The 25678-nt window shown below is 71.6% G+C and carries 24 protein-coding genes; 7 read left to right on the top strand and 17 right to left on the bottom strand.

Translation table 11 applies throughout. The features are described from left to right. Window positions 1-42: 42 nt before the first annotated feature. The 4 genes from AC3A3J_RS14215 to AC3A3J_RS14230 are packed head-to-tail and all read right to left on the bottom strand — an operon-like array spanning window position 43 to window position 4643. The gene (locus tag AC3A3J_RS14215; protein WP_487672885.1) at window positions 43-1527 is read right to left on the bottom strand and encodes a glycoside hydrolase family 3 protein; all 1485 of its coding nucleotides are present in this window, start codon (window positions 1525-1527) and stop codon (window positions 43-45) included. Beyond that, window positions 1524-2357 carry a carbohydrate ABC transporter permease gene (locus AC3A3J_RS14220; protein ID WP_487672886.1) on the bottom strand — a complete coding sequence of 278 codons (834 nt, stop codon included), beginning with the start codon at window positions 2355-2357 and terminating at the stop codon, window positions 1524-1526. The genes AC3A3J_RS14215 and AC3A3J_RS14220 overlap by 4 nt, the downstream gene beginning before the upstream one ends. After that, window positions 2354-3328 (bottom strand): carbohydrate ABC transporter permease, encoded by a 975-nt coding sequence (locus tag AC3A3J_RS14225; protein WP_487672887.1) that lies wholly within the window; start codon window positions 3326-3328, stop codon window positions 2354-2356. Before AC3A3J_RS14225 ends, AC3A3J_RS14220 begins: the two co-directional genes overlap by 4 nt. Window positions 3329-3347: 19 nt before the next feature. Continuing rightward, a complete protein-coding gene (locus AC3A3J_RS14230) occupies window positions 3348-4643 on the bottom strand; it encodes a sugar ABC transporter substrate-binding protein (RefSeq protein WP_487672888.1) in 1296 nt (431 codons plus the stop codon). Window positions 4644-4825: 182 nt separating this feature from the next. On the opposite strand from AC3A3J_RS14230, the gene AC3A3J_RS14235 reads away from it, so the two are divergent. The 4 genes from AC3A3J_RS14235 (at window position 4826) to AC3A3J_RS14250 (ending at window position 8182) form a co-directional block, all read left to right on the top strand. Continuing rightward, entirely contained in the window at window positions 4826-6115 is a 1290-nt protein-coding gene (locus AC3A3J_RS14235) for an LCP family protein (RefSeq protein ID WP_487672889.1), read from the top strand. Window positions 6116-6145: 30 nt separating this feature from the next. Continuing rightward, window positions 6146-7006: a spermidine synthase gene (locus tag AC3A3J_RS14240; RefSeq protein WP_487672890.1), complete on the top strand. Its 861-nt coding sequence runs from the start codon at window positions 6146-6148 to the stop codon at window positions 7004-7006. Between the two features lie 94 nt (window positions 7007-7100). Further along, entirely contained in the window at window positions 7101-7628 is a 528-nt protein-coding gene (locus AC3A3J_RS14245) for a hypothetical protein (RefSeq protein ID WP_487672891.1), read from the top strand. A gap of 65 nt (window positions 7629-7693) precedes the next feature. Continuing rightward, window positions 7694-8182, top strand: a complete 489-nt coding sequence (locus AC3A3J_RS14250; protein WP_487672892.1) for a SprT-like domain-containing protein — start codon at window positions 7694-7696, stop codon at window positions 8180-8182. Here the strand turns inward: AC3A3J_RS14250 and AC3A3J_RS14255 are convergent. The 11 genes from AC3A3J_RS14255 to AC3A3J_RS14305 form a co-directional block, all read right to left on the bottom strand. After that, window positions 8167-8661: a DUF3054 domain-containing protein gene (locus AC3A3J_RS14255; protein ID WP_487672893.1), complete on the bottom strand. Its 495-nt coding sequence runs from the start codon at window positions 8659-8661 to the stop codon at window positions 8167-8169. The two genes, AC3A3J_RS14250 and AC3A3J_RS14255, sit on opposite strands and share 16 nt — an antisense overlap. A 108-nt stretch (window positions 8662-8769) precedes the next feature. Next, window positions 8770-9396: a 2-phosphosulfolactate phosphatase gene (locus AC3A3J_RS14260; RefSeq protein ID WP_487672894.1), complete on the bottom strand. Its 627-nt coding sequence runs from the start codon at window positions 9394-9396 to the stop codon at window positions 8770-8772. 125 nt (window positions 9397-9521) lie between these two features. After that, the gene (locus AC3A3J_RS14265) at window positions 9522-10994 is read right to left on the bottom strand and encodes an ABC transporter permease (RefSeq protein WP_487672895.1); all 1473 of its coding nucleotides are present in this window, start codon (window positions 10992-10994) and stop codon (window positions 9522-9524) included. After that, window positions 10991-11752, bottom strand: coding sequence for an ABC transporter ATP-binding protein (locus AC3A3J_RS14270; protein WP_487672896.1), 762 nt, complete (start codon window positions 11750-11752; stop codon window positions 10991-10993). Before AC3A3J_RS14270 ends, AC3A3J_RS14265 begins: the two co-directional genes overlap by 4 nt. A 114-nt stretch (window positions 11753-11866) precedes the next feature. Further along, window positions 11867-12502 carry a response regulator gene (locus tag AC3A3J_RS14275; RefSeq protein ID WP_487672897.1) on the bottom strand — a complete coding sequence of 212 codons (636 nt, stop codon included), beginning with the start codon at window positions 12500-12502 and terminating at the stop codon, window positions 11867-11869. Further along, the gene (locus tag AC3A3J_RS14280) at window positions 12499-13695 is read right to left on the bottom strand and encodes a sensor histidine kinase (RefSeq protein ID WP_487672898.1); all 1197 of its coding nucleotides are present in this window, start codon (window positions 13693-13695) and stop codon (window positions 12499-12501) included. The genes AC3A3J_RS14275 and AC3A3J_RS14280 overlap by 4 nt, the downstream gene beginning before the upstream one ends. A gap of 80 nt (window positions 13696-13775) precedes the next feature. Next, window positions 13776-14567 carry a class I SAM-dependent methyltransferase gene (locus tag AC3A3J_RS14285; protein WP_487672899.1) on the bottom strand — a complete coding sequence of 264 codons (792 nt, stop codon included), beginning with the start codon at window positions 14565-14567 and terminating at the stop codon, window positions 13776-13778. 46 nt (window positions 14568-14613) lie between these two features. Beyond that, the gene (locus AC3A3J_RS14290; protein ID WP_487672900.1) at window positions 14614-15756 is read right to left on the bottom strand and encodes an AMP-binding protein; all 1143 of its coding nucleotides are present in this window, start codon (window positions 15754-15756) and stop codon (window positions 14614-14616) included. Window positions 15757-15765: 9 nt separating this feature from the next. Next, the gene (locus AC3A3J_RS14295) at window positions 15766-16686 is read right to left on the bottom strand and encodes a 1,4-dihydroxy-2-naphthoyl-CoA synthase (RefSeq protein WP_487672901.1); all 921 of its coding nucleotides are present in this window, start codon (window positions 16684-16686) and stop codon (window positions 15766-15768) included. A gap of 9 nt (window positions 16687-16695) precedes the next feature. Next, window positions 16696-17658, bottom strand: a complete 963-nt coding sequence (locus AC3A3J_RS14300) for a permease prefix domain 1-containing protein (RefSeq protein WP_487672902.1) — start codon at window positions 17656-17658, stop codon at window positions 16696-16698. 1 nt (window position 17659) lies between these two features. Next, the gene (locus AC3A3J_RS14305) at window positions 17660-17992 is read right to left on the bottom strand and encodes a PadR family transcriptional regulator (RefSeq protein WP_487672903.1); all 333 of its coding nucleotides are present in this window, start codon (window positions 17990-17992) and stop codon (window positions 17660-17662) included. Between the two features lie 89 nt (window positions 17993-18081). Between AC3A3J_RS14305 and AC3A3J_RS14310 the strand changes: the two genes are divergently transcribed. Further along, entirely contained in the window at window positions 18082-19059 is a 978-nt protein-coding gene (locus tag AC3A3J_RS14310) for an o-succinylbenzoate synthase (protein ID WP_487672904.1), read from the top strand. 3 nt (window positions 19060-19062) lie between these two features. On the opposite strand, the gene AC3A3J_RS14315 is transcribed toward AC3A3J_RS14310, so the two are convergent. Beyond that, window positions 19063-19683 carry a TetR/AcrR family transcriptional regulator gene (locus AC3A3J_RS14315; RefSeq protein WP_487672905.1) on the bottom strand — a complete coding sequence of 207 codons (621 nt, stop codon included), beginning with the start codon at window positions 19681-19683 and terminating at the stop codon, window positions 19063-19065. A 132-nt stretch (window positions 19684-19815) separates the two neighbouring features. Between AC3A3J_RS14315 and AC3A3J_RS14320 the strand changes: the two genes are divergently transcribed. Then, window positions 19816-22584: an MMPL family transporter gene (locus AC3A3J_RS14320; RefSeq protein WP_487672906.1), complete on the top strand. Its 2769-nt coding sequence runs from the start codon at window positions 19816-19818 to the stop codon at window positions 22582-22584. Then, window positions 22581-24530, top strand: a complete 1950-nt coding sequence (locus tag AC3A3J_RS14325) for a YhgE/Pip domain-containing protein (RefSeq protein ID WP_487672907.1) — start codon at window positions 22581-22583, stop codon at window positions 24528-24530. Before AC3A3J_RS14320 ends, AC3A3J_RS14325 begins: the two co-directional genes overlap by 4 nt. A gap of 167 nt (window positions 24531-24697) precedes the next feature. Here AC3A3J_RS14325 and ccsB read toward each other — a convergent pair whose 3' ends face one another. Further along, complete coding sequence (gene ccsB, locus AC3A3J_RS14330) at window positions 24698-25675, bottom strand: c-type cytochrome biogenesis protein CcsB (protein ID WP_487672908.1); 978 nt, start codon at window positions 25673-25675, stop codon at window positions 24698-24700. Between the last annotated feature and the right edge of the window lie 3 nt (window positions 25676-25678).

Raw genomic sequence — 25678 nt, forward strand, 5'->3', positions numbered from 1 at the left:
GAGAAACAGCGGCCCGCGAGGGCCGCCGCACCGGCACCCGCCTCAGACGGCGGCGCTCACCAACCGCTCGCGCGCGGCCGCGGCACCGAGCCTGCTGGCTGCACCCACCTCGATGGTGGGCAGGGGCAGCGCCCGCTGCACGGCCAGACCCACGTTCACCACGACCGCCTGCGGATCGCGGCGCGCCGCGTTCTCCACCAGTGCGCGCTGCGCGGCATCCGCATCGGGACGGTCGACGAGCACCACCGTCGTGCCGTCCGCGGCGATCGCCTCGTCCAGCGCCCGGTCCTGCTCCTCCGCCGTGGTGCGCGCGACATCGAGGCGCGCACGGTACCCACCCGCGGCGAGCACGTCGGAGACGTAGGCGGACGCGCTGTCGACCGCGAGGGTCGAGCGGCGACGAGCGTCGACGACCGACAGAACGGATGCCGTCGGCGGAGCACCGTGCACGCGCAGGGCGCGGCGCACGACCTCGAGCGCGTCGAAGGCCGGCGCGGAGTCGAGCGACAGCTCACCCGCGGCGGTGCGCAGCGAGCGGCCGAGAGCCGACACGCGTGCAGCCGCCTCCTCGACCCGCGCCCGCGGAAGCGAGCCGTCGCGGATCGCCGCGACGATGCCGTCGCGGGCGGCGCGGAAGTCGCGCTCGTCCTGGTCGGGCAGGGCTGCGTCACCGGGGTTGGTGGGGTTGCCGATGCAGAGCAGGTCGGCACCCGCGGCGAGAGCCTGCGCCGCTCCCCCGCCGAGTCCGACGGTCTCGCGGATCGCGGCCATGTCGAGCGCATCGGTGATGATGACGCCCTCGAAACCCCAGTCCCGGAGCATGCCGAGCACGCGCGGGTTGAGGGTCGCCGGCTTCTCACCCCAGGCCGGGACCACGATGTGCGCGGTCATGATGGTGTCGACCCCCGCGTCGATCGCGGCGCGGAACGGGGCGAGGTGAACGCGCTCGTACTCCTCGACGTCGAGCTCGATGACCGGCAGGGCGTGGTGCGAGTCGAGGTGCGTGTCGCCGTGGCCGGGGAAGTGCTTGATGCACGCCGCCACGGCGCCGTCCTGGATGCCGTCGACCTCGGCGATCACATGGCGCGCGACGAGCTCGGGGTCGGAGCCGAACGAACGCACACCGATCACCGGGTTGCGCGGGTCGGTGTTCACGTCGGCGACAGGACCCAGGGCGACGTTCGCCCCGGCCGCCCGCAGACGCCGGGCCAGTTCCGCGCCGGTGCGCTCGGTCGCGGTGACGTCGTCGAGCGCGCCGAGCTGCGCGGCGCCGGGCAGCGTCGACCCGCCGGACGACTCGAGCCGCGTGACGCTGCCGCCCTCTTCGTCGACGCCGATGAGGGCATCCGGGTTCGCGTCGAGGATCTCGGCGCTGAGGGCGGCGACGCCGTCGCCGACGTTCTGCGCGAAGTACACCACCCCGGCGAGACCATCGCGGAGCTCGTCGCGGAGCCACGCGGGCACGGTCGTTCCGAAGAAGCCGGGCCAGAGCACGCCGTTGGCCAGGCGCTCGAGCTCGTCGGTCATCCCTTCACCGCACCCGCGACCATGCCGGCGGAGAGCCGGCGCTGCACGATCACGAAGAAGATCATGACGGGCACCGTGATGATCGTCGACGCGGCCATGATGCTGCCCCAGTCGTTCGCGTACAGGCCGAAGAACGACTTCAGACCGATCGAGACTGTGTACTGGTCGGTCTGCGCACCGAGGATCGTCATCGCGAAGATGAACTCGTTCCACGCGGTGATGAAGCTGAAGATGCTGGTCGCGACGAGGCCCGGCATGACCAGCGGCAGCAGGATCGACCGGAACATGCGCCACCAGCTCGCGCCGTCGATGTACGCGGCCTCCTCGAGCTCGACGGGCACGGCGGCGACGAATCCCCGCAGCATCCAGATGCCGAAGGCCAGCGAGAGCGCGACGTAGACGACCATGAGGCCGATGATGCTGTTGAGCAGGCCGAGGCTCTTGACCTGGAGGAACAGCGGGATGACGAGCGCCTCGAGGGGCACCATCTGCACCACGAGGATCATCATGAGGATCGTCGTGCGGAACTTGAAGCGGAAGCGCGCGACCGCGACGGCCGCGAGCAGGCAGACGAGCGCACTCACCAGCACCGTGACCAGGGCCACGATCGCGGAGTTGCGCAGGTAGGTGCCGAACCCGCCCTCGGTGAGCACGAACGCGAAGTTGTCGAAGCTGAACTCCTGCGGCAGCAGCGACTGACCGCCGCTGGACGCCTTCTTGTCGAGGGCGCTGGCGACCATCCAGTAGACGGGGAACAGCGTGAAGATCAGGACGGCGGCGACGCCGATCCCGACGCCGATCCGGGAGCGGAGCCGGGGCTTCGGGTTCACAGCTCGTCCTCCTTCATGAGCGATCGGATGTACACGATCGTGATACCGATCAGCACGAGGGTCAGGAGCACGGCGAGGGCCGCGCCGAAGCCGTAGCGGTTCTGCCCGAACGACTCGACGTACGACCAGACGCCGAGGTTCAGCACCTGGCGGTTCCCGCCGCCGCCACCGGGCATGAGGTAGACCTGGGCGAAGACCTTGAAGTCCCAGATCGTCGACAGGATGATGACGACCGAGAAGACGGGCTTGAGCGTGGGGAAGATGATCTTCCAGAACCGGCGCCATGCGCCCGCGCCGTCGAGGGCCGCTGCCTCGAGCATCTCCTTCGAGACGCCGAGGAGCCCGGCGAGCACGGTGATCGCGACGAACGGGAATCCGTGGTGCACGACGTTCAGCAGCACGATCGCGTAGAACGACCACTGGTTGGTGAACCAGTTGACCGCCCCGTCGATGAGGCCGAGGTTCTGCAGCACGCTGTTGAAGATGCCGCGGTCGGCATCGAAGATGAAGGTCCAGACGTAGGTGCCGGTCACGGCGGGCATGGCCCACGCGACCATGATGCAGCTGGAGACAATGGTGCGCCAGACGGTGCCGAGTCGCGCGAGCAGCAGGGCGACCAGCGTGCCGACCGCCACGGTGACGAAGACCGCCACCGCGGCGAAGCCGACGGTGTTCGGGAGCACGACCGTCCAGAGGGTCGGGTTGGTGAGCGCCTCGACGTAGTTCTGCAGGCCGATCCAGTTGCTCTCCCCGGTGTTGATCTCGCGGAGGCCGTAGTCCTGCAGCGAGTAGATGAACACCTGGATGAGCGGCCAGAGCATGAGCACCGCGAGGATGATCAGCCCGGGCGCGAGGAGGAGCCAGGGGCGGGCCGCGACGATCGAGAGACCGCGACGCGGCCGGCCGCCGGCCACGGAGACGGAGGGGGACTCCGTCTTCGTGGCCGGCAGTGGCGCTTGCACCATCGACATGGAGGAAGTGCTTCCTTACTTACTGGTTGAGCAGGTCCGTCATCTCAGCGGCGGCGTCCTTCGTCGCGGTCGCGACGTCCTTCTGCCCGCTGAGGATGGCCTGGATCATGGAGTTGGTCGTCTTCTTCGCCTGGACGGCGCCGAAGTTCGGGGTGACCGGGACGGATGCTCCGCCGTCGACCATCTGCTCGGCGAACGGCGCGACGAGCGGGTCGGTCGAGGCGAGGGCCTCTTCCATGGCCGACTGCACGCCGGGGAAGTAGCCGGTCTCGTTCGACCACTGCTCGGCGAACTCACCGGTGGTCATGAGCTTCACGAACTCCCACGCGAGGTCGGCGTTCTTGGTGGTGTTGAAGACCGAGAGGTGCGATCCGCCCAGCACGGAGGGGGCGATGCCGCCGTCCTCGCCCGGGATGACCGCGGCGCCGATCTTGCCCTCGAGCTCCGGGTTGGCCTCGATGAGCGACTTCGGCGTCCACGAGCCCGAGAGCATCATGGCGACGTTGCCCTGCGTGAAGGCGTCGCGGAGGTCGGTCTCCTTCCAGGTCGTCGCACCGGCCGACGAGAAGCCGTGCTCGGTCGCGAGACCCGTGTAGAACTCGATGCCGGCCTGCGACTCGGCGCTGTCGAGCTCGCTGGTCCAGGTGTCGCCGTCCTTCGTGGCGACCTCGCCGCCCGCGCCCCAGACCCAGGGGTAGACCTGGAACTCGGCGTCACCCGGAACCGGGAACGGGAGCATGTCGGGCTTGGCGGCCTTGATGGCGTCACCCGCGGCGATGATGTCGTCCCACGTCTTGGGGACCTCGAGGCCGAGCTCCTCGAAGACGTCGGCACGGTAGACGAGCGAGCGGACGCCGGCGTACCACGGCATGCCGTAGAGCTCGTCGTCGTAGGTGCCGGCGACGGCCAGGCCCTCGACGAGGTCGTCGCGCAGGCCGTCCTCGGCGTCGACGTACTCGTCGAGCGGGAGGAGAGCGCCGGCGTCGGCGAACTCGGCGGTCCAGGTGGTGCCGGTCTCGGCGATGTCGGGGGTGGTGCCGCCGGCGATCGAGGTCACGAAGCGGTCGTGGGCGTCGGCCCACTGGATCTCCTCGATGTTGACCGTCGCGCCGGTCTCCTCCTCGAAGGCCTTCGAGACCTTGTCGTAGAAGGCGGTGGAATCGGGGTTGGTGCCCTTCATGATCCAGACGGTGAGTTCCTGCCCCTCTCCGTCTGCTGCTCCGCCGCCGTTGTCGCCGCTGCCTCCTGCGCAGCCTGCGAGCGCGATCGAAGCCACGGCGCCGAGCGCCACGACCGGAAGAATGCGCTTGTGCATCAGTGGATCTCCTCTTTGAAACGTCCTGGGGGATGGACGAGTGGGTGCTCGCCCTTTCGAATAAGTATCCACGACTAACTAATTGCCTGCAAGTGGTTCACACGATCGTCACATGCTTGTGACAATCGTTTCCGGAGCGGTCTCCCAGGCATCCTCGCCGGGCCCGTCGCTATGCTCGCGGGATGCCACGACGCGCCCGAGACTCCGACCGCACGCCGGTCGCCCGCCACGCGACGCCCGCGCCCGCCCGACCGGTGCGCCGCTTCCTCAAGGTGGGCGGCATCGTCGTCGCCATCCTCCTCACGGCCTCCCTCGCCGTCGCGGCCTTCGTGGCGGCGGACTACATCAACCGCCTCAACGACGGCGCCGTGACCCTCGAAGACGCGCCGGAGGTCGAACCGCCGGCGATCAGCGCCTACCCGGGCGAGTTCAGCGTGCTGCTGGTCGGCACCGACGAATGCGGCGAGGTCTCGAGCGGCCTCCTCGGCGATCGCTGCACGAAGGCCGACGGCGGCGTGCTCAACGATGTGAACCTGCTCGTGCACGTCTCGGCCGAACCCCGCGCCGTGACCGTCGTCTCCTTCCCCCGCGACCTGATGATCCCGACATCCGAGTGCACCCGCACCGACGGATCGACGGCGTCGGCGACCAGGAAGTCGCAGATCAACTCGATCTACGACAACGCCGGCGTCTCGTGCGTCGCCAAGACGATCACCGAGCTCAGCGGGGTCGAGATCCCGTTCGCCGCGGAGATCGACTTCGACGGTGTCATGGCGGTCACCGACGCGATCGGCGGCGTCGAGGTGTGCATCGGCGGCGACGGCATCCGCGACGACCAGACCGGCCTCGACTGGGAGCCCGGCCCGCGCACGGTCTCGGGCTACGAGGCCCTGCAGTTCATCCGCACGCGGTACGGCGTCGGCGACGGCAGCGACATGGCGCGCGTGTCGAACCAGCAGCAGTACATGTCGCGTCTCGTGAAGAAGATCATGAGCGACGAGGTGCTGAACGACCCCGGCAAGGTGCTGAGCCTCGCGAACACCGTGGTCGACAACATCGACCCGAGCACCGAGCTGGGCAACCCGGTCCGCATCGCGCAGCTGGCGCTGTCGATCAAGGACGTGCCCTTCGAGGACTTCGTCTTCGTGCAGTACCCCGTCTTCCCCGACCCCGACGACTCCGACCGCGTGATCCCGAACTACGACGCGGCGGAGACGCTGTGGAGCGCCCTCGCCGCCGGCCAGCCGGTGCAGATCACCGGCGACGCGTCGAACAACGGCGGCGTCGAGCTCGTCGATCCGGGAACCGGGGCGACCGACGGGGCGACGGACGGAGCGGAGGCGACCCCCGGCGACGAGGCGCCCGCCACCGAGGCGCCCGCCACGGATGCTCCCGCTCCCCGGGCGACGCTCGATCCGAGCATCTCGGGGCAGAGCGCAGACCAGGAGACCTGCGCCGGGGGCCGGGGGTGACCGCGTTGCGGAACGCGTAGGCTCGCACGCATGGGACGGATCCGGCAACGCGACGCGGAGAATCCGCAGGCGCGGCTCGACCACGGCGGCATGGCGAGCATCGTGCCGTCGGAGTTCACGTCCGGCTTCGAGCTCATCGTCGACGGCACCCCGCAGTCGCACGTCGATCTCGACGACCCCACGCACCTGCACTTCGAGTACATCGTGCGCATGGGCGCCGTGATCGATCAGCTCCCGGACGGCCCGATCACCGCCGTGCACCTCGGCGCCGGGGCGCTGACGCTCCCCCGCTACATCGATGCCACCCGCCCGGGTTCGCGGCAGCAGGTGATCGAGTGGGAGGCGCCCCTCGCCCAGCTCGTGCGCGAGCACCTTCCGCTCCCTCGCGCCGCGTCGATCCGCATCCGCATCGGCGATGCGCGCGAGGGCGTCGGCCGACTCCCCGCGGCGCTGCGCGGCTCGTGCGACCTCGTCGTGTCGGACGTCTACTCCGGAGCGCAGACGCCCGCCCACCTCACGAGCGTCGAGTTCTACCGCGAGGTCGCGGAGTTCCTCGCCCCGGGCGGCATCCTGCTCGTCAACGTCGCCGACGGACCAGGACTCGCCTTCGCCCGACGCCAGGTCGCCACCGTCGCCGAGGTTCTGCCCGAGACGGCGGTGCTCGCCGACACCCAGGTGCTCAAGGGACGCCGTTTCGGCAACCTGGTGATCGCGGCGTCCGCCACTCCCCTGCCCACCGCATGGCTCCCCCGCGTGCTCGCCGCCGGACCCCACCCGGCGAAGATCGCCCAGGGCGCGGAGGTGCGCACGTTCACCCAGGGTGCGGCGGTGGTCACCGACGCGGACGCCGTGGCCTCGCCTCGGCCCGACTCGTCGCTCTTCCTGCGCTGATCCGACGGCCGGGATCGACGCTCGCGGGCGTGCCGCGCCGGGGTCGGCCGAGGCCCGGGAGAGACTGTTCCAGGGACGCGGCGGAAGGAGAGCAATGAGTTTCATCCGGGGATACGACCGGGAGAACCTCCGTGAACTGGTCGACATCGACGAGTGCGCGGTGCGCCTCGAGGAGATCGAGACGCAGCGCAGCCTCCCGGCCCTGCTCGAGCGGGTGTGGCTGTTGAAGGTTCTCGGGCGTCTCGACGAGGCGCTGGTGCTCGCCGAGACGACCGTGCGTCAGGCGCGCATGGCCGGCACCCGCAAGGATCTGCTGCGCGCCCGTGTGCTGCATGCGACGGTGCTGCAGTACCGCGGCGCCCACGCCGCCGCCGATCAGGAGCTCGGGGCGTGCGCCGAGGAGGCCGAGGGCCAGGGCTGGATCACGGTGGCCGCCTTCGCGCACCAGCATCAGGGAAAGAACGCCTTCGACGCGGGCGACTACGAAGCCGCTCGCGAGAGCTTCAAGCGCTCGCTGTTCCTGCGCCGAGAGGCCGGGGCGGAGGACCGCGAGCTCGAGGTCGCCCTGCTCGCCATCGACGCGGTGGAGCGTCGGCGCACGACCGAGCTCGTCGCCGGCTGACGCATCGCGCCGTCCGTTGCGATGCGCCGGGCCGCGGTGTCGGCGGCATGTCTTAGTCTGAGCACATGGCCGATCTCGACCGCGTCCGCGTCTGGGCCGAGGCGCTCATCACGATGCACCTCGACGACTCGTGGTCGTTCGCTTTCGACAACGCCAAGCGCCGCGCGGGCCAGTGCGACTACACCCGCCGGCGCATCACGGTGTCGCGGTACCTGGCGGCCCGGTTCGACGACGACGAGATCCACCAGGTGCTGCTCCACGAGGTGGCGCACGCGCTGGCCGGGCACACCGCGGCGCACGGTCCCGCATGGAAGCGCACGGCTCGAGACCTCGGCTACGTCGGCGGCACGACGCACCGCGGCGAGACCGCCGTCGAGCTCGCGCCCTGGATCGGCCGCTGCCCGCGGGGCCACGAGACGTTCCGCCACCGCCGCCCCACGCGCCCCACATCGTGCGCCGCCTGCTCGCGCAGCTTCGACGAGCGCTACCTGTTCACCTGGGCGCGACGCGAGATCACCGCGGCCACACGGCTCGCGGCTCAGTCCCCGCGCTGACCGCTCCCGCGCTCGCCCGCGTCCGATGCCTCCGCCGCAAGCGGGGGCTCGGTCTGCGCCGTCGGCTCAACTACCGCGGGTTCTTCGGGTCCCTCGGTTCCCTCGTCGGTCACGGGGCCTGCGATGCGACGGCGACGCACCAGCGCCGCCGCGGCCCGCCACCCCACCAGCAGCACCCCGAGCACGAGCGTCGCGACAATGATGAACGGCACCTGGGCCGTGTCGCCCGTCGCGAGACGCAGAAGCATGCCGCCGGCGACCGTGACGACCCAGACGACGATGCCCCAGGCCACGGACCATGGGCGACGGGGACGCGACGGCAGCAGCGCGGCGAGCACATGACCGATGAGCAGCGCCACCAGGAACGGCCAGGCGGTCAGGAGGAATCCGGCGGGCCCCTCGTCGTGCGACGCACGGCCGATGACCGCGAAGACCAGCACCAGCACGACGTCGACGATGACTGCGGGGAGGTACCTCATGCCACGACCCTACGCGCGGTGGGCCGCCCGGATGCCCGACCCGCCGCGGTCACCGGCACCCTCGCCCCGCATGCATCCCCGGACCGCATCCGATCGCGGTCTCGCTCGTCAGGAGAAGGCGGCGAAGGAGCGCTCACGGAACACCGGGACCGCGGTGACCGCGTCGACGCGCGCAGCGGCCGCGACCGCCGCGGCGTCGTCGACCTGTCGGCCCGAGCCGCTCGCCGAGACGAGGTGCCCGAGCGCGCGACGCAGCGCGCGGAAGCCCTCCGCCGCCACCGCCGCATCCGGCGCCGTGTGATCGATGCCGAGGTCGGTCAGCGCGGCCGCGATCGCTCCCGCCGCGAGCTGGTCCTCGACCGTGAAGCGCACGTCGTTCGACGCGTCGCGCTCCCCCGTCGGCACGATCGCCACCGAGGTCCTGGCCTGGCGCGTCTCCTGGATGCGCTGGATCGCGTGGGCCACGGCCGAGGCGTTGCGCAGGCATCCGACCAGCACCGTCGACCCGGCCGCGTCGGCGGTGACCGCGAGCGCGGGGGCGACCGAGTCGGGCGACCACTCCGCGGCATCGGCGAGCGCGACGGTGGGGCCCGCCGCCACCGCATCGGTCACCGCGGTCGAGAAGGAGAGCACGTCGACGATCACGACCACATCGGCGTCGGCGAGGCGTTCGAGCCCCGCGAGTCCCCAGTCGAGACGGACCTGGTAGACGGACTGATCGAGGGGTGACGGCATCCCTCCACCCTATTCGGGCACCGCACGCTCGCGCGCGTGCCGCGCGCCCGCGGGGGGCCACGACACGCCGTGTGCGCACCTTCCGTGCGACGTGTCGTGACCCCTCACGCGGGGCGCCCCGGCGCTCAGTCGGCGGCGAGCGCCTCGACCGGCGCGACGCGCGTCGCGAGCCGGGTCGGCGTCGCGGCGGCGACGAGGGTGAGCAGCGCGGTCGCAGCCACGATCGCGACCACGGGAATCCACGGCACCTGAGGAGCGATGAGGCCCGCCGGGGTGAACTCCGGCAGCACGGGCACCGAACCGAGCAGCGACTGGGCGGCGATCCACCCGTAGGCGATGCCGAGCACGAGCCCGGTGAGCGTCGCGGCGACGGTGATGTGCGTCGCCTCGAGCAGCACCATGCGGCGCACCTGCCGGTTCGACAGCCCGATCGACCGCAGCAGGCCGAGTTCGCGGCGCCGCTGCACCACTCCGATCGTCAGAAGGTTCACGAGCCCGACCGCCGCGATCACGGCCGAGACGGTGACGAGCACCATCATGATCGACGCGAAGGCGTCGTACGGCGCGAAGAACTCCGGCGGGATCTCCTCCGTGGTCTGGCTCGTCATCAGCCGCTTCGAGGACTCCAGCGCGACGGCGAACATGGTCACGAGCGTCACGCCCATCACCACGCCGATCGCCATGCGCGACGAGCGCTCGGGGTAGCGGAGGGCGTTCTCGGCGGCGAGTCGGGCGGTCGCGCTCGACCCGAACATGCGGCCCACCAGTCGCAGCACGGGCGGCATGAACAGCACCGACCCGAGCGCGAGGCCGGTGAACGAGAGCAGCCCGCCGAAGAACGCGACGACGACGCCGAGGGGCGTGACGAGCCCGACCAGCACCCCGCCGACCAGCAGCGCGGCGCCCGCGATGAGCAGCACCCAGGCGCCCACGTGCCGACGCGCGCGGTCGGCGAGCTCGTCGTGCGTGCGCTCCACCGAGCCCCCGAGCGCCTGCAGCGGCGTGACCGAGAGCACGCGCCGCGATCCCACCCAGGCGGCGAGCCACGTCGTGAGCGCGACGCCGACCGCCGGCAGCACGAGGGCGGGCTGCGCGAGCGAGAAGTCGGCGGGCACGTTGTCGATCAACATCCGTCCGACCTGCACGCCGATCGCCGAGAGGCCCACGCCGACGCCGAGGCCGACGAGCGCGCCGATGACCCCGACCACGATCCCCTGGCGTCCGACCTCGGCACGCTGCGACCGTGCGGTGGCGCCGATCAGACGCATGAGGGCGATGCGGCGGGTGCGGCCGGCGATGATCGTCGAGAAGGTGTTGGCCGTGACGATCGCGGCGACGTACATCGCGACCGCGGTGAGCAGCACCGAGAGCAGGGCGACCACGACGGCCAGCGTCCCGCTGTCGCCGATGAACGGGTCGTTCTGCAGCACGGCCCCGATGAACGCGGTCACCTCGACGAGCACCACGCCGAAGCCCGCCGACAGCGCCGCCACGAGGATGCTCGCCCCCATGCCGCGCTCCCGCAGCCAGGCGAGCCGCGGCGCGGTGGCCGCGGTCTCGGGAACGACGGTCGAGACGGCCGAGGCGACGGCGGTCATGCCGACACCTCGGCGGCGAGCATGTACGCCGAGATCTGCTCGGCAGTCTGCCGGGGGTGGTCGGCGACGATGCGGCCGTCGCCGAGGTAAAGCACGCGGTCGGCGTGGCTCGCGGCGATCGCGTCGTGCGTCACCATCGCGATGGACTGGCCGTGCTCACGGCTGGCCTGCGCCAGCAGCCGCAGGACCTCGCGGCCCGTCTGCGAGTCGAGGTTGCCGGTGGGCTCGTCGGCGAAGACCAGGTCGGGGGCGGTGGCGAGCGCCCGAGCGATCGCGACGCGCTGCTGCTGACCGCCCGACAGCTGGTGCGGCCGGTGCCGCAGTCGGGCGCCCAGGCCGAGGGTCTCGACGAGACCGTCGATGCGGGCGCGCTCGATCGCGCTGGGACGACGGCCGTCGAGCTCGAACGGGAGCAGGATGTTGCCGAGCGCGTCGAGCGTGGGCACGAGGTTGAACGACTGGAAGATGAAGCCCACCCGACGGCGGCGCAGGATCGTGAGTTCGAGGTCGCCGAGCCCGGTGATCTCGGTGTCGCCGATGAACGCCTTCCCCTCCGTCGGGGTGTCGAGGCCGGCCATGATGTGCATGAGGGTCGACTTGCCCGAGCCGGACGGACCCATGATCGCGGTGAACTGGCCGCGGCGGATGCCGACGCTCACGTCGTCGAGCGCGCGCACGGTCCCCTCGCCCGAACCGTAGGTCTTCTTCAGGTGCTGGACGCGGGCGGCGAGGCCCAGGTCGGTGGTCGTGATCTCCATGCCTTCCACGCTAGGAAGCGGCGCGGTTCGGGTCGTCGGCCCGCGGATGCATCCCCGTACATCGTCAGGATGATCCGCGTGCGCCCGAGATCCCCCGGACGGAGAGGAGGATGCTCAGGCGAGCCCGTGCTCGAAGGCGAAGACGACGAGCTGCACCCGATCGCGCAGGGCGAGCTTGGTGAGGATGCGACTGATGTGCGTCTTGACGGTGGCTTCGCTGAGGAACTCGCGCGCGGCGATCTCGGCGTTCGAGAGGCCACGCGCGGCCAGCGCGAAGATCTCGCGCTCGCGCTCGGTGAGCGCGTCGTAGGCGGGCGGGGTCGGACGCGGGGCCTCGGCGAAATGCGCGAAGAGCTCGCGGGTCGCCGACGCGGCGATCACGCTCGACCCCGCGTGCACGGTGCGGATCGCGGCGAGCAGGAACTCCGGGTCGGCGTCCTTCAGCAGGAAGCCGCTGGCCCCCTGACGGATGGCGCGGGCCGCCGCCTCGTCGAGGTCGAAGGTCGTGAGCATGACCACGCGGGGCGCATCGGGCCGCGCGAGGATCTCGGCGGTCGCGGTGAGTCCGTCCATCACCGGCATGCGGATGTCCATCAGCACGACGTCGGGGCGCGTTTGGGCGACGACGGTGAGCGCCTCGCTCCCGTCGCCGGCCTCGCCGACGACCTCGAGGTCGGGCTGCGAGGCGATGAGCATGCGGATGCCGGCGCGGAACAGCGCCTGGTCGTCGACGAGCACGACGCGGATCATGAGGGGGCTCCGATCGGGAGGCTGCCGTGGACGTGGAATTCGGACCCTCGGCGCTCGGCGTCCAGACTGCCGCCGACGAGCTGGGCGCGCTCGCGCATGCCGACCACTCCGTGCCCTGTGCCCTGCCCCAGCTGCGGCGCACGACCTTCGGCCACCGCGTTGCGCACGTCGATGTCGACGCGATCGGGCAGCCACGAGAGCCGTACGTCGACCGAGCCGTCGCCGTGCCGGATCGCGTTGGTGAGCGCCTCCTGCAGGATGCGGTAGACGGCGAGCTGCACCGCGGCCGGGGGTTCGCCCGGCGGCATGGGGTCGACGGTGATGCGCGGGTCGACGCCCGCCTGCCGCACCTGGCCGAACAGGGTCTCGAGATCGGCGAGGGTGGGCTGGGGGCCGTCGCCCTGCCGGTGCCGCAGCTGCGTGAGCAGCATCCGGACGTCCGACAGCGCACCGCGCGCGGTCTGTGCGATGGTGCCGAGCGCCTCGGTCGCCATCTCGGGCTTCACCGCGGCCGCATACCGGGCGCCGTCGGCCTGGGCGATCACCACCGCGAGCGAATGCGCCACGATGTCGTGCATGTCGCGTGCGATGCGCACGCGCTCCTGCTCCTCCGCGGCGAGCAGCTCGGCCTGCGCGCGCGCCACCTGGGTCGCCCTGCCCGCGACGACCACGCGCCACAGCAGACCGGCGCCCCACGACATCACCATCGCCAGCACGAACACCGAGCCGAGCAGCGCGGCGGTCACGGCCGCGCGCATCGCGCTGGCCGCGTCGGTGACGAGCTCGCCCGACCAGGCCACGCCGAAGTACGCGCCGCCGATGAGGCCGCCGCCGAGCGCCGATGCCCCGCCGAGCCACAGCAGCCGCCGGCTCCCCCATGCCGCCGTCGCGAAGAGCACGACGAGGATCGCCGCGTCGTACGGCACCGGGGGCAGTCCCATCGCCATCTGCGCGATCGCGCCGAACCAGGCGATGCTCAGCGCGAGCGCCGGCGAGAGACGGGAGATGGCCGCCGCACCCCAGAGCACGACCCCGACGACGACGTACGCGGTGGTCGACGACACGCCGTCGGCGATCCACGCGCTGAGCCCGTTCGCCCCCGGAACGAGAGGAACGCCCGCCGTGAGCAGGAAGCCGAGGATCGAGCACACGACGTCGGCGACGATCCAGGTGCGGGAGACGGGGCGGAACACCCCTCCACGCTACGCGAGCTCGACGAACGCCCGCGTCCGTCGCGAGATGTATCCCCCGTCGTGCGCGGGACGTTCGACGGTCAGGCCCGGGCGAGGATCTCGCCGTGCGGGACGAGGTACCAGCCGTCCCCGGCGTCCGCCCAGCGCTTCCAGGCGTCGCTGATGCCCCGCAGGTCGTCGCGCGTGGCCATGTCGGCATCGACCAGCTGACGCGCGAGCGCGGACTCGAGGATGCGGTCGGCCCACATGCCGCCCCACCATGCGCGCTCCTCGGGGGTGGCGTAGCACCACGACGACGCCGTCGCGGTGATGTCGGTGAAGCCCGCCGCGCGCGCCCAGGAGAGCAGTCGCCGGCCGGCGTCGGGCTCGCCGCCGTTCGCACGCGCCGCGGCGCGGTACAACCGCAGCCACTCGTCGAGTTCGGGAAGGAGCGGGAACCACACGAACCCGGCGTAGTCCGCATCGCGCGCCGCCACCGCACCGCCGGGCACCGTCACGCGTCGCATCTCGCGCAGGGCCTGCACGGGATCGGCGACGTGCTGCAGCACCTGATGCGCGTGCACCACGTCGAAGGTGTCGTCGGCGAAGGAGAGCCGATGCACGTCCTCGACCGAGAACGAGATGTTCGAGATCTCGCGCTCCGCGGCGAGCGCCCGCGACAGCGCGAGGGCGCCCTCGTCGATCTCGGTCGCGGTGACGTGGGCGACATGGCGGGCGAAGTCGACGGTGATGCTCCCCGGTCCGGCGCCGACGTCGAGCATCCGGGTCTCCGGCGTGAGGTGCGGGCGCAGATAGGCGGCGGAGTTCGCGATGTCGCGCACGCTGTGCGACCGGAGCACCGACTCGTGATGCCCGTGGGTGTAGATGGCCATGCCTCAGTCTGGCATCACCCCAGAGCCCGCCCCGACGCGTCGGGAATCAGTGCCGTTCGGCCGCCAGCCGCCGGATCGCCTCGCGGTCGGGCTTGCCCGAGGAGAGGGTGGCGATCTCGTCGACGAGGACGAGCCGCGACGGTCGCGCCGCCTTGCCGATGCCCGCCGCGACGGCCTCGCGCGCCTGCTCCAGCTGATCCGCCTCGGTGCGGCGCAGCACCTCTCCGCGCGGTGCGACGATGACGGATGCCTCTCCCCACCGTTCGTCGGGAACACCGACCACGACGGCCTGATGCAGCCCGGGGATCTGTCGCACGAGTCGTTCGACGCGGTCGAGGGAGACGTTGATGCCGCCCGAGACGATGACGTTGTCGGCACGCCCGTGTACCCGCACGACGCCCTCGTCGACGAGTCCCAGGTCGCCGGTGCGGTACCAGCGGATGCCGTGCTCGTCGCGCACGAACACCCGATCGGTGAGCGACTCGTCGCCGAGGTAGCCGTCGGCCAGCTGGGGGCCGGCGATGCGCAGCTCGCCGTCGACCGCGCGCACCGAGACCGTGTCGAGCGGCACACCGTCGTACACGCAGCCGCCGCTCGTCTCGGTGGAGCCGTAGGTGCGCACCAGCCGCACCCCCAGATCGGCCGCCCGTTCGCGCAGGGGCTCGGGGAGCGCCTGCCCTCCGACGAGCACCGCCCGATAGGCCTGCAGTGCCGCCCGCACGGCGACGTCGTCGGCCGCGTCGAGCAGCGTCGCGACCTGCGCGGGGACCAGCGAGGTGTACAGCGCCTCGTCACCGTGCCGCAGCATCGACAACGTCGCCTCGGCGAAGGACACGGGTGTGAAGCGCCCCTCGAGCATCGCCGGCTCGGTCCGCGCGAGGATCGACCGCACGAGCACCTGCAGGCCGGCGACGTATCCCGTGGGCAGCGCGAGCAGCCAGCGCCCGGCACCGATGCGGGTGGCCGTGGCGTCGGCGCTGGCCCGCAGCGCCTCCCCGCTGATCGCGACCCGCTTGGGGATGCCGCTCGACCCCGATGTGGCGATCACCACCGCGGTCCCCGCGGGCACCCGCGGGGGCACGTCGGCGAGCATGCCGAACCCGAGCGCCGGCCCCCCGTCGAGCGCCCGTCGCAGGGCGAGCCCCAGCGGAACCGGGTCGTCGGCCTCGACGGGGATCAGCGCGGTCATGGGCGTGCCTCAGTAGTGCCAGGGGAACGACGACCAGTCGGGGTCGCGCTTCTCGAGGAACGAGTCGCGCCCCTCCACGGCCTCGTCGGTGCCGTACGCGAGGCGCGTCGCCTCGCCCGCGAACACCTGCTGACCCACGAGTCCGTCGTCGACCGCGTTGAACGCGAACTTGAGCATGCGGATGGCGGTGGGCGACTTGGTGAGCACCGTCCGCGCCATCTTCAGCGCCTCGCGCTCGAGATCGTCATGCGGCACGACGCGGTTCACCGCCCCCATCTCGTAGGCGCGCTGCGCCGAGTACTCCTCGGCGAGGAAGAACACCTCGCGGGCGAACTTCTGGCCGGTCTGGCGCGCCATGTAGGCCGAGCCGTACCCGGCGTCGAAGCTTCCGACGTCGGCATCCGTCTGCTTGAAGCGCCCGTGCTCGGCGCTGGCGATCGTCAGGTCGCAGACCACGTGGAGCGAGTGTCCGCCGCCGGCCGCCCACCCTGGCACCACCGCGATGACGACCTTGGGCATGAAGCGGATGAGGCGCTGGACCTCGAGGATGTGCAGGCGACCGACGGCCGCCTGCGACGCCCCGCTGACGACGGCCGTCTCGGTGTCGGAGTACTTGTAGCCGTCGCGCCCCCGGATGCGCTGGTCGCCGCCGGAGCAGAACGCCCACCCGCCGTCCTTCGCGCTCGGCCCGTTACCGGTGAGCAGCACGGCGCCGATGCGGGAGTCCTGCCGCGCGATGTCGAGGGCCCGGTAGAGCTCGTCGACCGTGTGCGGCCGGAACGCGTTGCGCACCTCGGGGCGGTCGAACGCGATGCGGGCGACGCCGCCGTCGTGCGAGACGTGCGCGGTGATGTCGGTGTAGCCCTCGGCGCCGGGGGCGAGCACCCATTCGGCCGGGTCGAACAGGTCGGAGACGGATGCGCTGGTCACTTCTCCAGCCTATTCCCGCCCGGCCCGGCGCGCCCGGATCCACCCGTCGGCGATGTCCCACGCCGGGAAGGCGACGAGGCCGGCCCCGGTGACGATCGCCAGGATGCGGAGCGTGTCGGCGCGGAGCCCGCCGTCGCCCGCGAGCACCTCGATGAAGGCAGGATTCACGAGCGCGCCCTGCGTCAGGAGCACGAGCCCCCACACCGCGAACGCCACCGCGAGCAGCGTGTTGACGACGGCGAGCGTGCGCGTCCACCGCCCGCGGGCGTAGACGGCGACGGCGAGCAGCGCCTCGGCACCGATCAGCACGAGCAGCACCGTGATGCCCCAGGGCCAGAGGTCGGGGTGCAGCACCGGGATCGGGGCGCCGTCGGTGGGGAAGAATCCGCGGAGCACGTCCCAGAACACGGCGCCGGCGGCGAGTACGAGGAAGATCAGCGACGCGATGACATCGGCGCGGGCCGACCCGCGATCGGCGGACTCCGGCAGCTGGTCGACGGTCCAGGCGGGCAGGGCCGCGGCGTTGCCGGTGCGTTCGAGGATGACGAACACGAGCGTCACCCAGAAGGCGACGTGCACGATGGTCCCGAGACCGGCGACGACCGCCGACCCGATGACCTCGCCGACCGAGGCTCCGGCGAGCGTCTGCCCCAGGGCGACGCCGCCCATGGCGCAGATCGGGATGATCAGCAGCAGCACCTTCAGCAGGCGCCACCAGGAGAGGTAGAAGCGGGGGCCCACGAGGTGCAGCGGGCGCTCCGCGTAGCCGGCGGCGAGGATGCCGGGGTCGCCGAGCTGCGTCAGGACCGCGCGTTCGGCGTCGGCGCGGTCGTCGCCCTGATCGAGGCGGGCCTCGACCGCGTCGACGATCGACCCTTCGAGCTCGGTGCGCACGTCGTTCTGCGCGCTCGCGGGCAGGCTGCGGATGACGGCGGAGATGTAGCGCTCGGTGAGGGGGCCGGTGATGGTCATGTCAGTGCTCCTCTGCAGGGAGGTCGGCGATGGCCGCGGTGAGCGCGCGCCATTCTTCGGTCAGGGTGTCGGCCAGACGGATGCCCGCGGCCGAGGTGCGGTAGAACTTGCGGGGCCGCGCCTCGTCGGTGTTCCACTCGCTCGTGAGGTACTCCTGCTTCTCGAGGCGGCGCAGCAGGGGGTAGAGGGTGTTGGCGTCGGTGGAGAATCCCCGAGCTTCGAGCTCCTCGAGCAGGCCGTAGCCGTAGCCCGCCGTGCGCAGCAGCTGAAGGCAGGCCAGCACGACGGTGCCGCGCCGCAGCTCCTGCAGGTGCGTGTCCAACGTTTCGTTCATGTGCACCACATTACTGTGTGACGCACACCATAGTCAATGACACATTGTCGGATCGTCGACCTCCGGCCGCGCGGGGGCATGATGGGGACATGACGCCGGACCTCCAGGACATCGTCGCGAGCGCGCGCGTGGTCGCCCTCCCGTTGCACACCCGCTTCCGCGGCATCGACACCCGCGAGGCGCTGCTCTTCGAGGGTCCGCAGGGCTGGGCCGAGTTCTCGCCCTTCGTCGAATACGGCGACACCGAGGCGGCCACGTGGCTCGCGGCCGCGATCGACTTCGCCTGGACCGCCCAGCCGACGCCGCTGCGCGACCGCATCCGGGTGAACGCCACGGTGCCCGCGGTCGACGCCGCAGCGGTGCCCGCGGTGCTCGCCCGTTTCGCCGGCTGCCGCACCGCGAAGGTCAAGGTCGCTGAACGCGGGCAGACGCTCGCCGACGATGTCGCCCGCGTGCGGGCCGTGCGCGACACCCTCGGCCCCGAAGGGCGCATCCGGGTCGACGCGAACGGCCTCTGGAACATCGACGAGGCCGAGCACGCCGTGCACGCGCTCACCGAGTTCGACCTCGAGTACATCGAGCAGCCCTGCGCGACCGTCGCAGAGCTCGCCGAGCTGCGCACCCGCGTGCACTACCTGGGCATCCCCGTGGCCGCCGACGAGAGCATCCGCAAATCCGACGACCCCCTCGCGGTGGCCCGTTCAGACGCCGCCGACGTGATCGTCGTCAAGGCGCAGCCGCTCGGCGGAGCCGTGCACGCCCTGCAGATCATCGCCGCGACGGGGCTGCCCGCCGTCGTGTCGAGCGCCCTCGACACCGCCGTCGGCCTCTCGCAGGGCGCCGCGCTGGCGGCCGCGCTCCCCGAGCTGGAGTACGACTGCGGTCTCGGCACCGCGTCGTTGTTCGCCGACGACGTGGCCGACCTGCGCCCCCGCGACGGCGCGATCCCGGTGGAACGCGTGACGCCGGATCCCGCCGCTCTCGACCGCCTCAGTGCGGAGCGCGAGCGACGGGAGTGGTGGCTCGACCGCCTCGCGCGCTGCCACCGCGTGCTGGCCGAGGGCTGACCCTCACTCGAGCAGCAGGTCGACCAGGCGCCCCAGCTCCTCGCTGCCGGAGCGGCGCAGCTGCGCGTCGTCCTGCCCGGCCATCGCCCCTCGCACCGTCATGCCCTCCCAGACGATCATGAGGATACGCCCGGCGACCTCCGCCGGCACGCGCAGTCGCAGGCCGCCGGCGTCGACGATGTCCGTCACGATCTGAGCGATGCTGCCGACCATCTCGCCCTCCTGCGCGAGGTAGGCCGCACCGAACGACGGATCGCGGAGCGCGCGGATGCGGATCTCGCTCATGAGCATCACGCCCGCGCGGTCGTCGCTGCCGGAATCCATCACCTTCTGCAGCAGATCGGTGGGGTCGCACCCGGGCGCGAGTCCTCCCTCGGCGGTGATCTCGGCGACGCGTTCGCGCACCGCATCCACCCGCCGGCGGGCCACGCTCGCCGCGAGCATGAGGAAGAGCTCGTCCTTCGACTCGAAGTTCGAGTAGAACGCCCCGCGCGTGAAGCCCGCGCGCTCGCAGACGGCCTCGACCGATGCGCCGTCGAGACCGGCTTCGGCGAAGACCTGGGCCGCCGCCTCGATCAGCCGGGCGCGCGTGTTCTCGCGACTGCGGGTTGCCGGCATCGACATCGAGACCTCCTGTGCTCGCGAACATCGATTCTCACATCACGCACACAGATTTCCGAATGCGAGGGAACTTACGATACATCTATGTATTGAATACATCTGTGTATCCAATCCACGACCCTGCGGAGGAATCGCGTGTCCACTCTCCTGTCGTCGCTCGGGCGCTGGTCGTTCCGGCACCCCTGGCGCGTGCTCGGCTCGTGGCTCATCGTGCTCGCCCTGGCCGGTTCCGGAGCGCTCGTGCTCGGCACCGGGACCGACAACACCTTCTCGATCCCCGGCACCGAGTCGCAGGCGGGCCTCGAGCAGCTCTCGCGCTCGTTCCCCCAGGTGAGCGGCACGAATGCGCAGTTCGTCGTCGTCGCCGCCGACGGCGATCGGGTCACCGACGACGCGTACCGCGACGACATCGAAGACGCGGTCGACGGACTGGGCGACCTCGACGGCGTTCTCGCCGCGACGTCGCCGTTCGACGAGAACGTCAGCGGCATGGTGAACGACGACGAGACGGCCGCCATCGTGCGACTGCAGTTCGACGGGCAGTCCACCGACGTGTCGGCCGAGACGAAGGACGAGCTGAACGCGGCGGTCGACGACCTCGCCGCTCGGCTGCCCGACGGCGCGACCACGGCGCTCGGCGGCGACCTGTTCGCGGCCTCCGTGCCCGGCGTGACGCTCACCGAGGCCGTCGGGCTGCTCATCGCCCTCCTGGTGCTCGTCGTCACCTTCCGGTCGTTCGTCGTCGCGGGCCTCCCCCTCCTCACCGCGGTGCTCGGGGTGGGCATCTCGATGGCGGGGATCTTCGCAGCGACGGCCTTCGCCACCGTGTCGTCGACCACTCCGCTGCTCGCCCTCATGCTCGGACTCGCCGTCGGCATCGACTACGCGCTCTTCATCATGGCCAGGCACCAGGACCAGGTGCGCGACGGCGTCGACCCCGAGGAGTCCGCCTCGCGCGCCGTCGGCACGGCCGGCTCGGCGGTGGTCTTCGCGGGCGTCACGGTGCTCATCGCCCTGATCGGACTCGGCTTCGCGGGCATCCCGTTCCTGACCACCATGGGGGTCGCTGCGTCCGTCGCGGTCGCCATCGCGGTCATGATCGCCGTCACGCTGACACCCGCGGTGCTCGGTTTCCTGAAGGGCAGGATCGTCGGTCGGCCGCGCCGCGCTCCCCGTGCACGCAAGGGTCGCGCGACGGTCGCGCCCCGTCGCTCGTTCAGCGAGCGCTGGGTCGGCGGGGTGACGCGGCATCCGGTCGTGGTCTCGATCGCGGTCGTGCTCGGGCTCGGCATCGTCGCGGTGCCGGCCCTCAGCCTCGACCTCGCCCTGCCCAACGCCGGCGTGCTTCCGAAGGACTCCGAGGCCCGGCAGAGCTACGACATCGTGGGCGAGGAGTTCGGGCCCGGGTTCAACGGGCCCCTGATCCTCACCGGCACGATCGTCACCTCCACCGACCCGCTGGGCCTCATGGAAGACCTGGGCGCCGCCGTCGAGAAGATCGACGGGGTGAAGGAGGTCGCCCTCGCGACCCCCAACGAGACCGCCGACACCGGCATCGTGCAGATCGTGCCCGAGACCGCGCCGGACGACCCGGCCACCGCCGACCTCGTGCGCGAGCTGCGCTCCCACCACGACGAGTGGCTCGACGAGTTCGGGATCGACCTGAAGGTGACCGGCTTCACCGCCGTCGCCATCGACATCTCCGACCAGCTCGGCCGCGCGCTCGTGCCGTTCGGCGTCTTCGTGATCGGTCTCTCGCTCATCCTCCTGACGATCGTGTTCCGCTCGATCTGGGTGCCGGTCACGGCCGCCCTCGGCTACCTGCTCTCAATCGTCGCCGCATTCGGCATCGTGGGCGCCGTGTTCGAATGGGGCTGGTTCGCCGACCTGCTGCACGTCGCCAAGGTCGGGCCCATCATCAGCTTCATGCCGATCGTGCTGATGGGCGTGCTGTTCGGCCTGGCCATGGACTACCAGGTGTTCCTCGTCTCCCGCATGCGGGAGGACTACGTGCACGACCCGGACTCGCGATCCGCCTCCCGCGGCGAGCGCCGGGCGGCCGCTGTACGCGCCGTGCGCAGCGGCTTCACCGGGTCGGCGAAGGTCGTCACCGCGGCCGGGCTGATCATGTTCGCCGTGTTCGTCGCCTTCGTTCCCGAGGGCGACTCCTCTCTCAAACCGATCGCGCTGGGCCTCGCGGCCGGTATCGCGATCGACGCCTTCCTCGTGCGGATGACGCTCATCCCCGCGCTCATGGCGATCCTCGGCGAGCGGGCGTGGACCCTCCCGGCCTGGCTGCAGCGGATCCTGCCGCACGTCGACATCGAGGGCGAGGCCGTGGAGCGCGAACGCCGACTCGCCTCCTGGCCCGGAGACGGCTCGGTCATCGCGGCCGATTCCCTCGCGCTCGGCGGGGACGACCCCCTGCTCGCCGGCCTCTCGCTACGGGTACCCCCGGGCGGCGCTGTCGTCGCCACCGGCGGAGACCCCGAGGCACGGCGAGCCCTCGCGCTCGCGATCGCGGGACGGGTGCCGGCCGAGCACGGTTCGCTGCGCGTCGCCGGCCACCTGTTGCCCGGACGGGCGGCGTGGGTGCGGGCGCACGTGGGGTGCGTCCTCGTCGACGAATCGGATGCCGCGCTCGACGATCTCGTCGAGGCGCTGCGCGGGCGGTCGGAGGTCGTCGTCATCGACGGGATCGACCGGCTCGCCGGCAGCCGGCTCGATCAGACCACCGCCCTCCTCCGCGATGCGGCGTCGTCCCGCGCCCTCGCCGTGTTCGCCACGGCATCCGACCCCTCCGCCGCCCGCGCCGCCCTCGCCGCCGCCGGATGGCCGGACCCCGCCCTTCTCGACATCACCGCCCCGCACCGGGCGACCGAAGACTCCGAGGTGACCGCATGACCCTCCCCCTCGAGCGCGCCCGCTCGCGCCGCCCCATCACGTGGCTCACGATCCTCGGCATCCTGCTGCTGCCCGCGGCGATCGGCGGCCTCCTCGTCTCGTCGCTGTACAACCCGACCGAGCGACTCGACTCGATGACGGCAGCGATCGTCAATCTCGACGAACCGGTCGAGATCGACGGGCAGACGGCCCCGCTGGGTCGGCAGCTCGCCGCCGGGCTGGTCGAGGGCTCGGACGAGCTCGACTCGAACCTCACCTGGGTCATCTCGAACGAGGACGACGCCGCCGAGGGCCTGAAGAACGGCGACTACCAGGCGGTCATCACGATCCCCGAGAACTTCTCCGCCGCGGCGACGTCGGCGGGCACCGCGATCTCCGAAGGAGGCGGCGACGCCGAGAAGGCGACCATCGAGGTGTCGACCCCCGACGACGGACTCGTCGCCGACGACCTCATCACCGGGCAGATCGCCGACGTCGCGGCCTCGACCCTCGGCACGACCCTGTCCGAGGCCACGACCGAGAACATCCTGGTCGGCTTCACGACGATCGGCGATCAGATCGGCGACGCGGCCGACGGCGCGCTGGAGCTGGCGGAGGGCGCACGCACTGCGGCCGACGGTGCGACGGCGATCCCCGAGGGCGCCACGCAGCTCGCGACCGGGGCGACCGAGCTCGGCACCGGGGCGACGACGCTCGCCACCGGGCTCGACACCATCGCCGCCACCACGCGGCAGCTGTCGACGGGCGCGTCGACGCTCGGCGCGGGTCTCACCGCGGGCTCGACGGCGCTCACCGATCCGAACGGCGACTTCGCGAAGCTCGTCGGCGCGGCGACCACCGGAGCCCCCTACCTGACCGCAGCCGCGGCCGACACGCAGACCACGGCCGTATCGATCGGCACACTCGCCCAGAGCTGCGCGGCGTCGGGAGCATCCGCCGAATTCTGCACCGACCTCGCCGAGGCCGCCGGGCAAGCCGGCACCGCGGCGACATCCACGGGAACCGCTGCCGCCTACCTCAGCCCCGTCGCGGCCGGTCTCCCCACGGCCGCGACCAGCCTCGCCACGAGCCTCAGCGACGCGGGCACGGGCGCACAGCAGATCGCGAGCGGCCTGTCGCAACTCGCCACCGACGGCGTCGACCAGTCGGCGGCGGGCGCACGAGCCCTCGCCACCGGCGCCGGGCAGCTCTCGTCTGGCGCCACCGAGCTCGCGACGGGCGCGACCGACCTCGCCACCGGCCTCGACACCCTCGCCACGGGCACCGGCGACCTCGCCGGCGGCCTGCGGCAGGCATCCGATGCGCTGCCCTCGTTCAGCGACACCGAGTCGGCGTCGCTGGCCTCGGTGATCGCCGACCCCGTCGAGACCGATGCGTCGATGGATTCGCTCTTCGGCCCCACGGCGACCCCGCTGCTGACCGCCGCGGTGCTGTGGTTCGGGTCGCTGGCGACCTTCCTCGTGCTGCGGGCGCACACCGCGCGCACTCTCACATCGCGTCGCACCTCGCTCGGCCTGACGCTGCGCGGGTTCTGGCCGGCGGCGCTGATCGGTGCCGTTCAGGGCGTGCTGCTGTCGATCATCGTGCAGTTCGTCGCCTCGTACGAGGCCGGCGCGTGGTGGGCGTTCGCCGGGACGGCCGTGCTGACGGGCGTGGCGTTCGCGGCCGTGCATCAGGCGCTGGTGTCGGTGCTGGGCGGAGTCGGTCGCTGGATCGGTGCGCTGGCGGGCGTGCTGGCGGTGGCGACCGGACTGATCTCGACGGTCCCCGGCTGGCTCGCGTCCCTCGGCGCCGCGCTGCCGACCGCGCCCGCGTTCGCCGGGCTGATCGCCGCGAACGGCTCCGCCATCACGGCGCTCGTGGTCTGGGCCGTGCTGTCCCTCGTCGCCACCACCCTCGCCGTGACCGTGCGCCGCACCACCTCGCCCCGGGCCCTCACCGCCTGACACCCCCCGCCCTTCTTCGAAAACGGAGAGGTTCTGCGTCCGGGCCGGCGTGTCCGCGTCCGGCACACCGCTGTCGCAGCATCTCGTCTCCGTTTTCACCTACGGGGACGGGGAGACGACGGCGCCCCGCCCCTCGGGAGAGGGACGGGGCGCCGGAGGATGGGTGCTCAGGACAGGCCGGAGTAGGCGTGCAGGCCCTTGAAGAAGACGTTGACGATGGTGAAGTTGAACAGCACCGCCGAGAAGCCGACGATCGCCAGCCACGCCGACGGGTTGCCCCGCCAGCCCCGCGTCGCCCGCGCGTGGATGTAGCCCGCGTACAGCACCCAGATCACGAAGGTCCAGGTCTCCTTGACGTCGAAGCCCCAGAAGCGGCTCCATGCGTAGTACGCCCAGATCGACCCGGCGATGAGGGTGAAGGTCCACAGGATGAACCCGATGATCGTGAAGCGGTACGCCATGCTCTCGAGGCGCTCCGAGCCGGGGAACGTGCGGAGGAACCCGGGGCCGGTCTTCGCGGCGCCCTCGCGCACGAGCCGCTCGCGCCGCGACTGCATCAGCTGGATGACCGACAGTGCGAAGGCCAGGGCGAAGAACGCGGTGCCGAGCGAGGCGACGAAGACGTGGATGACGAGCCACACGCTCTTGAGCGGGTCCATGAGCGGCGACACGTCGACGTAGAAGTTGGTGGCGGCGAGTCCGAGCAGCACGACCACCAGGCCGGTGATGAACGTTCCGAGGAAGCGCAGATCGACCTTGACGAGCACGACGAGGTAGACGGCGACGATGAGCAGCGTGCCGATCATGGCGAACTCGTAGAGGTTCGCCCACGGCACGCGCCCCGCCGCGAAGCCGCGCGTGAGCGTGGCTCCGAGATGGAAGATGAAGCCGAGCACCGTGAGCGACGTTCCGATACGTCCCATCACGAAGCGCGGAGCGGGGGTCGCGACCGGCGCTGCGGAGGCGACCGGCACGGACGACCCGCGCACGCCCGCCCCGACGAGCTCCTTCTCGGCCGCGACCTTGGCGTCGGCGGTCAGCTGCGAACGGCGGGCGAGATCGAAAGCGAAGGCGATGAACGCGCCGGCGTAGATCGCGATCGCCGTCCACAGGAGGACGGGCGAGATCACTTCGAGATCGAGCATGAT

It is taken from the genome of Microbacterium sp. Soil_N32, assembly GCF_057655505.1.

Excerpts from the sequence above, each read along its gene's own strand:
- AC3A3J_RS14215 (WP_487672885.1), bottom strand. The coding sequence starts at position 1,527 with ATGACCGACGAGCTCGAGCGCCTGGCCAACGGCGTGCTCTGGCCCGGC.
- AC3A3J_RS14265 (WP_487672895.1), bottom strand. The coding sequence starts at position 10,994 with ATGACCGCCGTCGCCTCGGCCGTCTCGACCGTCGTTCCCGAGACCGCG.
- AC3A3J_RS14235 (WP_487672889.1), top strand. The coding sequence starts at position 4,826 with ATGCCACGACGCGCCCGAGACTCCGACCGCACGCCGGTCGCCCGCCAC.
- ccsB (WP_487672908.1), bottom strand. The coding sequence starts at position 25,675 with ATGCTCGATCTCGAAGTGATCTCGCCCGTCCTCCTGTGGACGGCGATC.
- AC3A3J_RS14260 (WP_487672894.1), bottom strand. The coding sequence starts at position 9,396 with ATGCCGTCACCCCTCGATCAGTCCGTCTACCAGGTCCGTCTCGACTGG.
- AC3A3J_RS14230 (WP_487672888.1), bottom strand. The coding sequence starts at position 4,643 with ATGCACAAGCGCATTCTTCCGGTCGTGGCGCTCGGCGCCGTGGCTTCG.
- AC3A3J_RS14245 (WP_487672891.1), top strand. The coding sequence starts at position 7,101 with ATGAGTTTCATCCGGGGATACGACCGGGAGAACCTCCGTGAACTGGTC.
- AC3A3J_RS14250 (WP_487672892.1), top strand. The coding sequence starts at position 7,694 with ATGGCCGATCTCGACCGCGTCCGCGTCTGGGCCGAGGCGCTCATCACG.
- AC3A3J_RS14325 (WP_487672907.1), top strand. The coding sequence starts at position 22,581 with ATGACCCTCCCCCTCGAGCGCGCCCGCTCGCGCCGCCCCATCACGTGG.
- AC3A3J_RS14240 (WP_487672890.1), top strand. The coding sequence starts at position 6,146 with ATGGGACGGATCCGGCAACGCGACGCGGAGAATCCGCAGGCGCGGCTC.
- AC3A3J_RS14290 (WP_487672900.1), bottom strand. The coding sequence starts at position 15,756 with ATGACCGCGCTGATCCCCGTCGAGGCCGACGACCCGGTTCCGCTGGGG.
- AC3A3J_RS14300 (WP_487672902.1), bottom strand. The coding sequence starts at position 17,658 with ATGACCATCACCGGCCCCCTCACCGAGCGCTACATCTCCGCCGTCATC.
- AC3A3J_RS14255 (WP_487672893.1), bottom strand. The coding sequence starts at position 8,661 with ATGAGGTACCTCCCCGCAGTCATCGTCGACGTCGTGCTGGTGCTGGTC.
- AC3A3J_RS14310 (WP_487672904.1), top strand. The coding sequence starts at position 18,082 with ATGACGCCGGACCTCCAGGACATCGTCGCGAGCGCGCGCGTGGTCGCC.
- AC3A3J_RS14285 (WP_487672899.1), bottom strand. The coding sequence starts at position 14,567 with ATGGCCATCTACACCCACGGGCATCACGAGTCGGTGCTCCGGTCGCAC.
- AC3A3J_RS14315 (WP_487672905.1), bottom strand. The coding sequence starts at position 19,683 with ATGTCGATGCCGGCAACCCGCAGTCGCGAGAACACGCGCGCCCGGCTG.
- AC3A3J_RS14270 (WP_487672896.1), bottom strand. The coding sequence starts at position 11,752 with ATGGAGATCACGACCACCGACCTGGGCCTCGCCGCCCGCGTCCAGCAC.
- AC3A3J_RS14225 (WP_487672887.1), bottom strand. The coding sequence starts at position 3,328 with ATGTCGATGGTGCAAGCGCCACTGCCGGCCACGAAGACGGAGTCCCCC.
- AC3A3J_RS14305 (WP_487672903.1), bottom strand. The coding sequence starts at position 17,992 with ATGAACGAAACGTTGGACACGCACCTGCAGGAGCTGCGGCGCGGCACC.
- AC3A3J_RS14275 (WP_487672897.1), bottom strand. The coding sequence starts at position 12,502 with ATGATCCGCGTCGTGCTCGTCGACGACCAGGCGCTGTTCCGCGCCGGC.